The sequence below is a fragment of the Streptomyces sp. NPDC020780 genome (assembly GCF_044334475.1).
GTDB lineage: Bacteria > Actinomycetota > Actinomycetes > Streptomycetales > Streptomycetaceae > Streptomyces.
This window is the reverse complement of record NZ_JBIRTB010000001.1, coordinates 748,337-758,882: the sequence shown is the minus strand read 5'-3', so window position 1 is coordinate 758,882 and position 10,546 is coordinate 748,337. Positions and strand designations below refer to the sequence as shown.

Here is a 10,546-nt window from a genome sequence, read left to right as displayed (position 1 = left end):
AAGGACCTCGACAATCCTCATTCTTGCTGGTCAGAGGCACTTTCTGCGTTTCTGATCAACCACTGGACAGCCCACCTCGTGAAAGCGCGAGGCTAACGAACGTCGCCTCCGACATGTCCCGGGGCCAGTACATCGACCCGCGCGCAGCCCGGGTCACGTTCAAGGGCTACGCCGAAAAGTGGCTCAGGGCGCACAGCGCGGACCTGTCGAGCCAAATCGTCACCGAGCAACGGCTACGCCTGCACGCCTTCCCCGTCCTCGGGTCGCGCCCGCTCGACTCCTTCCGGCCGGAACACCTTCGCGACCTGGTGAGCGCCCTTGAGGCCAACCCGGGAGTGAGCGGGGCGTACGCACGCAACATCTACGGCGACGTTCGAGCCGTACTGAGTGCAGCCGTGGACGACGGACTCCTCCCCCGCAACCCGTGCTCCGCGAAGTCCGTGCGCCCGCCGTCGGTCGAACGACGGCGGGTCATTCCGTGGCTGCCCTCACAGGTTCAGGCGGTCCGCCAAGCCCTTCCTGAGCGCTATCGCACCATGGTGGACGCAGGTGCTGGCTGCGGACTCCGACAGGGCGAGATCGTGGGACTGGCTGAGGACGCGATCGATTTCGAAGCTGGGCTGCTGAGGATCGTACGCCAAGTGAAGCTGATCCGAGGCGCGGCAGTATTTGCCCCTCCAAAGTGCTCGAAGGAACGAGACGTACCACTGCCATCATTCGTAGCCGAGGCCCTACGCGTACATATGGACACCTGCAAGCCGGTCCAGGTCACCCTGCCTTGGCGGAGGCCTGACGGCCCTAGGGTGACGGCTCGGCTCCTGTTCACGAACACGGCATCCGGAGTCGTTTGGCGGAGCAACTTCAACATTCAGGAATGGAAACCAGCCCTCGCCTCGGCAGGCATCATCTCAAAGCCTCAAAAAGGGATTCCGTACCCGTCGGCGAGAGAGCATGGAATGCACGCCCTTCGACATTTCTACGCTTCCACTCTCTTGGACGCAGGCGAGAGCATCAGGGCTGTCAGCGAGTATCTCGGACACACCGACCCGGCCCTGACCCTGCGCGTGTACGCTCACCTGCTGCCGATCAGCAGCAAGCGAACCCGGGAAACAATGAATTCAGTCCTGGGCGATTAGGCGACCGACGAGAAAGCGGCTGCTCGCTTTCCAGAAATGGAGGGCGAGCAGCCGCGACCAGGAATCTACAAATCAGGCGGAAACTCTACGAAACCAGGGCACGAAAGGCATTGGTCACAAGAAACACGCACTCCAGGCAAAAAATTGGGGCCAAACGCCCCCGCGAGATCATCAATTTCGATAGGCATTTCAACAAAACGCGAGTCAGGGTAAGCAGGTTTCCTGACGATACTTACCTCATGACCTTGCATGCCAGATCTTTCATCGACCACGTAAACCACTCGTGCTCGATAGAGCGTATCGTGCCGATGCTTGCATTCCTTTCCACTGCAAACGCGACAGGGCCCGGTCGCATCGGCCCCGCCTCGAACCCAGTAGCTTCGATCCCTGAAATGCAGACATCTATCAGAAGAAACATCCTCGCGACAGATCGAACAGAAGCGAGTTGCAGTAAACCCAATCGAAATACCCATTCGCTTATGGGCAATAGCAACTGGACACCTTTGTGAATAATTTCCCTCACTAAAGGAGAGAGCGCAGCCAAGCGCCTTATGCTTCCATTTTCCTATCTCATGCATGAGGCGATGCTGCTGTTCTTCCATTTCGCTATCTTCGGCCCACCAAAAGGCTCGTGCCGCAGAGAGCAAAGCAGCCTTGATCGCAGCCGATGCCCTCACCTTATCCTTGGCAACCAGGCGTTGCGCATCCCTAAACGCCTGCTTCGCTCGCCGCCTATGCGCTCGGATCTCGGCCTCAAGGTGCGCCTGCTGCAAGTCAGCGGCTGGACCAGCGTCGCTACCTTCCTCGGGCGCATCGGGGGCATCCACGCGCACAGACCGGTTGGGTTTAGAGTCCATGGTATCGCCGCTTTATTCAGAAAGTTCAGGGTCATCAGACTGCGGGCTCAACTGTCCAACCGCTTCAGCCACATCCTCCCCTGCGCCTTCAAGTTCATACCACTCCTGCGAACCGTCCGCATTCTGACGTGTAAGGCGCAGGCGCACAGGCGAACTAGCGTGACGCCTCCGCAAGAGCAGCCTAATCCCGTCATAAGCGCCAGCGGAAAGAATCCCGATGACCGCATCAATCGCGTACTGAAGGTGGCTCTTCTCCCCCAACCACTGCCGCTCGTCAGAATCATGGGCGAAGGAGGCGTCGAGGCCTTCGAACTTCAGTGCTTTGACAAGATCCAGAGTGGTGTCGTGGTACCGGGGAGCCCCAGAGACGTAGCCCCGGGGGAGCACAACTACATCACGGGCCGAACTGCCTGGGACTGTTGAGTAGAGCGGATCGATCCGCCGGACGCTCAGCGAAGTTGCCATAGCGTGATATTACGCAATGCTCGCCGTGATGGTGGGCCACTTGTGAGAAAGCGGGCGACGCCTGGAAACATCGTGAGGATCCAGCACAGAGACGGCCCACAGACGGCCCCGACGCTGGACAACACCGCTTGTTCGTGTTGAACACGCAGGTCAGGGGCACTTCAAGGCCAACTACGTACCAGTTCTCCGGGCTTAGGCATGGTTCATCCAGTGTCGCAGACAGAGGAGCGAGGGCCCGCCGCCCTGTGGACGACGGACCCTCGCTCGAGAACAACCAGGTGGGACGGGGTGCGACCGGTGGTCTCAGCCGGATCCCACGAACAGCACCAGCAGCAGCCAGACCACCGGAGCCGTCGGCAGGAGCGAGTCGAGGCGGTCCATGATGCCGCCGTGGCCGGGCAGCAGCGTGCCCATGTCCTTGATCCCGAGATCGCGCTTGATCATGGACTCGCCGAGGTCCCCGAGGGTGGCGCTGACGGCGACGGCCAGGCCCAGCAGCAGCCCCTGCCACCACCTGCCGTCGTCGATCAGCAACTCCATGCACAGCGCGCCGGCGGCCATGGCGAAGGCCACCGCGCCGAGCAGGCCCTCGCGAGTCTTGCCCGGGCTGATGCGGGGGGCGAGCTTGTGCGTACCGAAGCGCCAGCCGACGGCGTACGCACCCGTGTCGCTGACCACGGTGAGCAGGAGGAAGGTCAGCACCCGCCACGGACCGTCGTCCGAGGTGAGCATCATGGCGACGAACGTGGCCAGGAACGGCACGTAGAACACGGCGAAGACACCGGCCGTGACGTCCTTGAGGTAGCCGTCGGGCGGCTCTGTCATCCGCCGGACGAGCACCGCGAGGGTCGTGAGCGCCATGGCGATCCAGGCGCCCTCCGCCTCCCCCACGTAGCCGGCGACGACCATGGCGGCACCGCCGACGGCGAGCGGGACGAGGGGGGCGTTGATCCCCTTGCGCTCCTTGAGTCGCGAGGTGAGCTCCCAGAGGCCGACCACCACCGCCAGCACGATCACGCCGACGAAGACGGCCTTCACGACGAACAGCGAGCCGGCGACGACCGCGCCGAGACCGACACCGACCCCTATGGCGGCACGCAGATCACGTCCCGCACGCTTCTTCGGCGGCGTGGGCGGCTGCGAGGGGCTGGACATGGGTACCTGCGGCATCTCGTCACGGAACAAGGGGCCGCTGACGCGTGCGGCGTCCCCGTTCCGGTCATCGCGGTCGTGAGCGTCTCTACCTGCGTCGGGACCGTCCGGCACGATGGGCATGGGCCGAGTCTGCTGGGCGCCGTGCACATCGTATGCAGGACCCGCCGGGGCGCCCCCCATCTCGGGAGCGCGCCAGGAACCGGCTCCCTGCGGGGCGCCCCAGGAAGAGTCGTTCATCAGACTTCGAGCAGCTCGGCTTCCTTGTGCTTGAGCAGCTCGTCCACCTGCGCGACGTACTTCGCGGTGGTGTCGTCGAGCTCCTTCTCCGCGCGACGGACCTCGTCCTCGCCGGACTCCTTGTCCTTGACGAGCTTGTCGAGCGACTCCTTGGCCTTGCGGCGGATGGAGCGGATCGAGATCTTGGAGTCCTCGGCCTTGGTCTTGGCGACCTTGATGTACTCCTTGCGACGGTCCTGCGTGAGCTCGGGGAACGTCACCCGGATGATGTTGCCGTCGTTGCTCGGGTTGACGCCCAGGTCGGAGTCCCGGATCGCCTGCTCGATGTTGCGCAGCGCGGTCTTGTCGAACGGGGTCACCACGGCCATCCGCGGCTCGGGGACCGAGAACGAGGCGAGCTGGTTGATCGGGGTCAGCGCGCCGTAGTAGTCGGCGACGATCTTGTTGAACATCGCCGGGTGCGCACGGCCCGTACGGATCGCGGCAAAGTCCTCTTTGGCGACGACGACGGCCTTCTCCATCTTCTCCTCGGCCTCGAGGAGGATTTCTTCGATCACCACGTGCTCCTGCGTGTCTTGGGTGGACCCGGCATCGTCGGGTCCTGCGGATCCTGCGTCGCGTCCTCACCTGCACGGTGTCCGACCGGCAGGCCGTTGTCCATCCTGCGGGCCGTCAGGCCCTGGTGCTCTCGTCGCTCACGAGCGTGCCGATCTTCTCACCCTTGACCGCGCGTGCGATATTGCCCTCCGCCGTCAGCTCGAATACGAGGATCGGCAGCTGGTTGTCACGGCAGAGGGTGATGGCCGTGGCGTCGGCGACCTTGAGATCGCGGGCGATCACCTCGCCGTACTCCAGGGCGTCGAACTTCACCGCCGCGGGGTTGGTCCGGGGGTCGGAGTCGTAGACCCCGTCCACCCCGTTCTTCCCCATCAGCAGCGCCTCGGCGTCGATCTCCAGGGCGCGCTGGGCAGCGGTCGTGTCGGTGGAGAAGTACGGCATGCCCATACCGGCGCCGAAGATCACGACGCGGCCCTTCTCCAGGTGCCTGACGGCCCGGAGCGGGATGTACGGCTCCGCGACCTGGCCCATCGTGATGGCCGTCTGGACGCGGGAGTCGATGCCTTCCTTCTCCAGGAAGTCCTGCAGCGCGAGGCAGTTCATGACCGTGCCGAGCATGCCCATGTAGTCGGACCGCGCCCGGTCCATACCCCGCTGCTGGAGCTCGGCGCCACGGAAGAAGTTGCCGCCGCCGATGACGATCGCGATCTCCGCGCCGTCGCGTACGACCGCGGCGATCTCGCGGGCGATGGCGTGCACGACGTCGGGGTCGACACCGAGACCCCCGCCGCCGGCGAACGCCTCACCGGACAGCTTCAGCATGAAGCGTCCGGAAACCTTGCCGTCGTCGCGCTTGTGGTCACCCTGTGTGGCGTCCGCGCCCTTGTTCATGGAGATTCTCCTCGTGCACATACGAAGAAGGCCATTGCCGGTGGGTCTGTCGTCCCTACAGCGGCAATGGCCTCCTCGTCAGATCTGCGGTCGTACGGCATGAGTGCGGCCGACGACTGCACCGGACCCTGTCCGGGTCCACCGTTGTTCGCGGACGGACTCAGATGCCGACCTTGATGCGCGAGAAGCGCGTCAGGCTGACACCGGCCTCGTCCAGAACCTTCTGGACCGACTTCTTGTTGTCCTTGGCGAAGGCCTGCTCGAGGACGACGACCTCCTTGAAGAAGCCGTTGACGCGACCCTCGACGATCTTGGGCAGTGCGGCCTCGGGCTTGCCCTCCTCGCGCGAGGTGGCCTCGGCGACACGACGCTCGTTCTCGACCGTCTCGGCCGGGACCTCGTCGCGGTTGAGGTACTTCGGGGCGAAGGCGGCGATGTGCTGCGCGACGTCCTTGGCGACCTCGGCGTTCTCCTTGTCCAGCTGGACAAGGACGCCGACCTGCGGCGGGAGGTCGGGCATCGTGCGGTGCATGTACGCAGCCACGTAACCGCCGGTGAACTGCGCGAAGCGGTCCAGGACGATCTTCTCGCCGAGGTTGGCGTTGGCCTCGTCCACGTACGCCTGGACGGTCTTGCCGGCCTCGATCTCGGACGCGAGGAGCGTCTCGATGTCGGCCGGGGAGGTCGCGGCGACGTGGGCGGCGAGCGTGTTGGCCACGTTCTGGAACTTCTCGCCCTTGGCGACGAAGTCCGTCTCGCACTTCAGCTCGAGCAGGACGCCGGACGTCTTGTCCTCGGAGATGAGGGAGACGACGGCACCGTTCTCGGCGGAACGGCCCTCGCGCTTGGCGACGCCCTTCTGGCCCTTGATACGGAGCGCCTCGACGGCGCCGTCGACGTTGCCGTCGGCCTCGTCGAGCGCCTTCTTGCAGTCCATCATGCCGGCGCCGGTGAGCTCGCGGAGCTTCTTGACGTCAGCGGCGGTGTAGTTCGCCATGAGTCTGTGTTCTCTCTCGAAGTCTGAAAGATCTACGGGTGGACGGCGGGGGCGATGCCTGCGCACCGGCCCCCGCCGTCTTAAGCCGTGACTGACGGGTGTCAGGCCTGCTCGGCGTCGGCGGCCGGAGCCTCGGCCGCGGGAGCCTCGGCGGCCGGAGCCTCGGTGGCGGCCTCGGCCTGCTCGGCGGCGATGGCGGCCGGCGCGGCGTCGGCGTCGGCGTCCTTCTCGGTCTCGACCGAGGACTGGACCTCGGCGTCGTCCTTCTTCTCGCCCTCGAGCAGGTCGCGCTCCCACTCGGCGAGGGGCTCGCCGGCAGCCTTCTCGCCCGGCTTCGAGTCACCGGTGGCGGCACCGGAACGGGCGATGAGGCCCTCGGCGACGGCGTCGGCGATCACGCGGGTGAGCAGGGTGACGGAGCGGATCGCGTCGTCGTTGCCCGGAATCTTGTAGTCGACCTCGTCGGGGTCGCAGTTGGTGTCGAGGATCGCGACGACCGGGATGTGGAGCTTGCGCGCCTCACCGACGGCGATGTGCTCCTTCTTGGTGTCGACGATCCAGACGGCGCTGGGCACCTTCTGCATCTCCCGGATACCACCGAGGGTCTTCTCCAGCTTGGCCTTCTCGCGGGAGAGGACCAGGAGCTCCTTCTTGGTGAGGCCCGAGGCGGCCACGTCCTCGAAGTCGATGAGCTCGAGCTCCTTCAGACGCTGAAGGCGCTTGTAGACGGTGGAGAAGTTGGTGAGCATGCCACCGAGCCAGCGCTGGTTGACATACGGCATGCCGACCCGCGTCGCCTGCTCGGCGATGGCCTCCTGGGCCTGCTTCTTCGTACCCACGAACATGATGGAGCCGCCGTGGGCGACGGTCTCCTTGACGAACTCGTAGGCGCGGTCGATGTACGACAGCGACTGGAGCAGGTCGATGATGTAGATGCCGTTGCGCTCGGTGAAGATGAACCGCTTCATCTTCGGGTTCCAGCGACGGGTCTGGTGACCGAAGTGGACGCCGCTTTCCAGCAGCTCCCGCATTGTGACGACGGCCATGGCCGTACTCCTTGAGGTACTCGGTTGTCGCGACCGCAGGATTGCTGTCGCGCCTGACGCCCCGACGCGCCGTGCCACAAGGGACCGAGGAGCGCGGCCACCGTCCGCTGAGAGGGAGGTGGCGGGGCGTGCGAAGTCGACCCGGTGACCCGGATCGCCAGAAGAAGTGTACGGGACCCGCCGGGTGCCGGGTGACGACGATGTCCACAAGCGGTCGGTTGTCCACAGATCCGGGCCGTGATCCCCGCGGTGGCGGTCGCGGGGGCATCGTTCGGTCATGCGCCGCACACCCGAGACGCCCCGTCGCCGGCCCCGGTCCGCAGGGCCGGCCCTGCGGACCTCGCCGGCCTCCCTGATCCTGCTCCCGGTCCTGCTCCTGGTGCTGGTGGTGGGGCCGGTGCCGGGCACGCCCGCGTCGCTGCCGGGGCAGTCGGCAGCCGGCGGACCCACCGCGCCACCGGCGCCTGTGTCGGTGCCGGTGTCTGTACCCGTGCCGGGATATGCGTCCGCGCCCACTCCCGTCCCCAGATACGCGTCCGCGTCCACTCCCGGGCTGCCTGCACCAGGGCCCCTACCGGACGGCGACCGGTCATGGCCGCTGGCGGGCCGGCCCCTCGTCGTACGGGGCTGGGAACCGCCGGCCGGTCCGTACGGGCCTGGCCACCGCGGGGTCGACCTCGCAGCCCGTCCGGGCACCGCCGTACTGGCTGCCGGCCCGGGCCGGGTCCTGTTCGCGGGGCCGGTCGCGGGACGCGGGGTGGTCTCGGTCGAGGTGTCCGGCAGCGGGGAGCCGCCGCTGCGCTTCACGTACGAGCCGGTCAGGCCCGGGGTCGGGAAGGGCGACACGGTGGCCGCGGGTCAGGTGGTGGGTGCGGTCGGCCCCGGTCCCTCCCACTGCGCCACGGGCTGTCTGCACTGGGGACTGCGGCGGGGTGAGGTCTACCTTGATCCCCTGTCGATGCTCCCGCCGTCGCTGCTGCGACGGGGCCCCTCCCGGCTGCTGCCGGTGGTCGGCGTGCCGCTGCCCGAACCCGGGCCCCCTGCGGCCGCATCGCCCGAAGCCGCACAGGTACGCGAGAGCGCACCGAAACCCGCGCGATTCACGCGGCGCACGCCGCACACTTGCCGGACGGTTGGACGGACGCACGGACGCACGGACGGTTGGACGGTTGGACGGACGCGCTCACGGACGGCCGGACGGTTGGATGGACGGACGTACCCAGCAGTTCCCGCTGGGTACGGAAGATCTCGCGGACCCGGTGGATTTCGGCCGGTCCTGCCGGCATGGGGGACCACGGCCGGCTTGCGGGTCCGGCGGGCACGGATACGGCGGGTACACGAACGCCCGCTCCCGAACCCCTCGCCCAGCAGCCGCGAAACCTCTTCGTGCAGCTGCCCGAAGAACAGGCACATCGCCGGCACGGAGAGACAACGGCCCGGGCAGGCAGCAGCCGACTGCACTGCTCACTACGCCCGGTTCCGGAGATCAGCCAGGCCTCACCGGGAGCGGTGGTACGACGAGGCTCCCGGGTGGCAGGGCGAGGCGTCCCCCGGGTCGCAGGGCAAGAGGTTCCCGGCTCGCTGCGTCAGCCCCGGACGCCGCGCAGGATCATCGCCACAGCCGTATCCGCGACCACACCCGGCTCCTCCGCCGCACCCAGCTCGATCCGGCGCACCGCTGCGTCCACCGAGCCCTGCAGCAGCATGGCCGCCAGCCTGGGCTCCGCGTGGCCGAGGGCGGCCAGCGCCTCGACGATCATGGCGATCAGCCCGCCGTGCGCGGCCCGGATCCTCTCCCGCGCTCCGGCGTCCAGCTCGCTCGCGGAGATGGCGACGACAGCCCGGTGCCGCCGGTCCCCGACGAGCTCCAGCTGCTTGCGGACGTACGCCTCGATCTTTCCCTCGGGCCTGACCGCCCGCGCCATCGCGTTCTCGACCTCGGCGGCCCATACGGGGAAGTCGACGGCGCAGAGCTCCTCGACCACCGCCGCACGGGAACGGAAGTACTCATAGACGGAGGACCTGGCGAGCCCCGTGCGCTCGGCGAGGGCGGGGAAGGTCAGCGCCTCCGTGCCGCCCTCGGACAGCAGGGAGCGTGCGGCGTCCAGGAGGGCGCCGCGCTGCATGGTCCGGTGCTCGGCCACGGAGGCCGCTCGAATCCTGGGCACCCCACCACTCTACGGCGGCAGGTGTTCGAAGGGGGGTGCGCGTCCACCACCGGATGGCCGAACCCGCCCCGGATCAGCGTCCGGCGTCGGCCAGTTTCGCCCGGAGCTGGAGCACCGACTTGGTGTGGATCTGACTGACCCGGCTCTCGGTGACGCCGAGGACGTTGCCGATCTCGGCGAGGGTGAGGCCCTCGTAGTAGTAGAGGGTGACGACGGTCTTCTCCCGTTCGGGGAGCGTGTTGATGGCGCGGGCCAGCAGCCGTCTGAGCTCCCGCCCCTCGACGACCTCGACGGGATCGTCGGCGGCGGTGTCCTCGAGGGTGTCCATGAGGCTCAGCCGGTCGCCGCCCTCGCCGCCGACATGCAGGAGATCCTCCAGCGCCACCACATTGGCGAGGGACAACTGGCTGAAAACGGCGTGCAGATCCTCCAGGGCGATGCCCATCTCCGCGGCTACCTCGCTCTCCGAGGGCGTGCGCCGCAGCCGTGCCTCCAGCGTGGCGTAGGCGCGTTCCACGTTGCGCGCCTTCTGCCGGACGGACCGCGGGATCCAGTCCAGCGCCCGCAGTTCGTCGATCATCGCGCCGCGGATCCTCGTGATCGCGTACGTCTCGAACTTGATGGCGCGCTCGATGTCGAACTTCTCGATGGCGTCGATCAGCCCGAAGACCCCCGAGGAGACGAAGTCGGCCTGCTCCACGTTGGACGGCAGTCCCACACTCACCCGGCCGGCGACGTACTTCACGAGCGGTGAGTAGTGAAGAATCAGCTGCTCCCGCAGCCGCTCGTCTCCGGTGGTCTTGTACGAACGCCACAACTCGTCGAGCGAGGAAGGGGCGGGAGGGCGCACAGTGCCACGCGCAGCCGGTGGAACTGCCGCGCGGTCAGACCCGGAGGTGTGCTGGGGCATGTGGTGCCTTGAGCCGTTCTGCTGTGGAGTGCTGGGACGTGTCTCTGGGGTCGAATTCCTTGTGAGCGTAGCGTGACTGAGTTGTTGCGGTGAGCACGGGACAAGGGATCCGCGCGGTGCGTTTCC

General features: G+C 66.9%; 9 protein-coding genes and 1 pseudogene. 2 read left to right on the top strand and 8 right to left on the bottom strand.

Annotation, left to right across the window (positions count from 1 at the left end; all coding sequences use genetic code 11):
- Positions 1 to 1,136, top strand: a 1,136-nt coding sequence (locus ACH4VO_RS03420; RefSeq protein ID WP_398440854.1) for a tyrosine-type recombinase/integrase, incomplete at its 5' end; no start/stop codon positions are given.
- 869 nt (positions 1,137 to 2,005) lie between these two features.
- On the opposite strand, the gene ACH4VO_RS03415 is transcribed toward ACH4VO_RS03420, so the two are convergent.
- The 6 genes from ACH4VO_RS03415 to rpsB all read right to left on the bottom strand — a co-directional run bounded on the left by ACH4VO_RS03415 (position 2,006) and on the right by rpsB (position 7,342).
- The gene (locus ACH4VO_RS03415) at positions 2,006 to 2,458 is read right to left on the bottom strand and encodes a hypothetical protein (protein WP_360997469.1); all 453 of its coding nucleotides are present in this window, start codon (positions 2,456 to 2,458) and stop codon (positions 2,006 to 2,008) included.
- A 303-nt stretch (positions 2,459 to 2,761) separates the two neighbouring features.
- Positions 2,762 to 3,850 (bottom strand): phosphatidate cytidylyltransferase, encoded by a 1,089-nt coding sequence (locus ACH4VO_RS03410; protein WP_360997467.1) that lies wholly within the window; start codon positions 3,848 to 3,850, stop codon positions 2,762 to 2,764.
- Positions 3,850 to 4,407, bottom strand: coding sequence for a ribosome recycling factor (gene frr / locus ACH4VO_RS03405; protein WP_031100531.1), 558 nt, complete (start codon positions 4,405 to 4,407; stop codon positions 3,850 to 3,852). Before frr ends, ACH4VO_RS03410 begins: the two co-directional genes overlap by 1 nt.
- A gap of 115 nt (positions 4,408 to 4,522) precedes the next feature.
- Positions 4,523 to 5,299 carry a UMP kinase gene (gene pyrH, locus ACH4VO_RS03400; protein ID WP_360997464.1) on the bottom strand — a complete coding sequence of 259 codons (777 nt, stop codon included), beginning with the start codon at positions 5,297 to 5,299 and terminating at the stop codon, positions 4,523 to 4,525.
- A gap of 160 nt (positions 5,300 to 5,459) precedes the next feature.
- Complete coding sequence (tsf, locus tag ACH4VO_RS03395) at positions 5,460 to 6,296, bottom strand: translation elongation factor Ts (protein WP_360997462.1); 837 nt, start codon at positions 6,294 to 6,296, stop codon at positions 5,460 to 5,462.
- Positions 6,297 to 6,397: 101 nt separating this feature from the next.
- Positions 6,398 to 7,342: a 30S ribosomal protein S2 gene (gene rpsB / locus ACH4VO_RS03390; protein ID WP_360997460.1), complete on the bottom strand. Its 945-nt coding sequence runs from the start codon at positions 7,340 to 7,342 to the stop codon at positions 6,398 to 6,400.
- A gap of 277 nt (positions 7,343 to 7,619) precedes the next feature.
- On the opposite strand from rpsB, the pseudogene ACH4VO_RS03385 reads away from it, so the two are divergent.
- A pseudogene (locus ACH4VO_RS03385) lies at positions 7,620 to 8,234 on the top strand (peptidoglycan DD-metalloendopeptidase family protein); the annotation flags it as partial.
- Between the two features lie 694 nt (positions 8,235 to 8,928).
- On the opposite strand, the gene ACH4VO_RS03380 reads toward ACH4VO_RS03385, so the two are convergent.
- Both ACH4VO_RS03380 and whiG read right to left on the bottom strand, forming a co-directional pair.
- The gene (locus ACH4VO_RS03380) at positions 8,929 to 9,486 is read right to left on the bottom strand and encodes a helix-turn-helix domain-containing protein (RefSeq protein ID WP_360997479.1); all 558 of its coding nucleotides are present in this window, start codon (positions 9,484 to 9,486) and stop codon (positions 8,929 to 8,931) included.
- 97 nt (positions 9,487 to 9,583) lie between these two features.
- A complete protein-coding gene (gene whiG / locus ACH4VO_RS03375) occupies positions 9,584 to 10,420 on the bottom strand; it encodes an RNA polymerase sigma factor WhiG (protein ID WP_360997459.1) in 837 nt (278 codons plus the stop codon).
- Positions 10,421 to 10,546 lie beyond the last annotated feature (126 nt).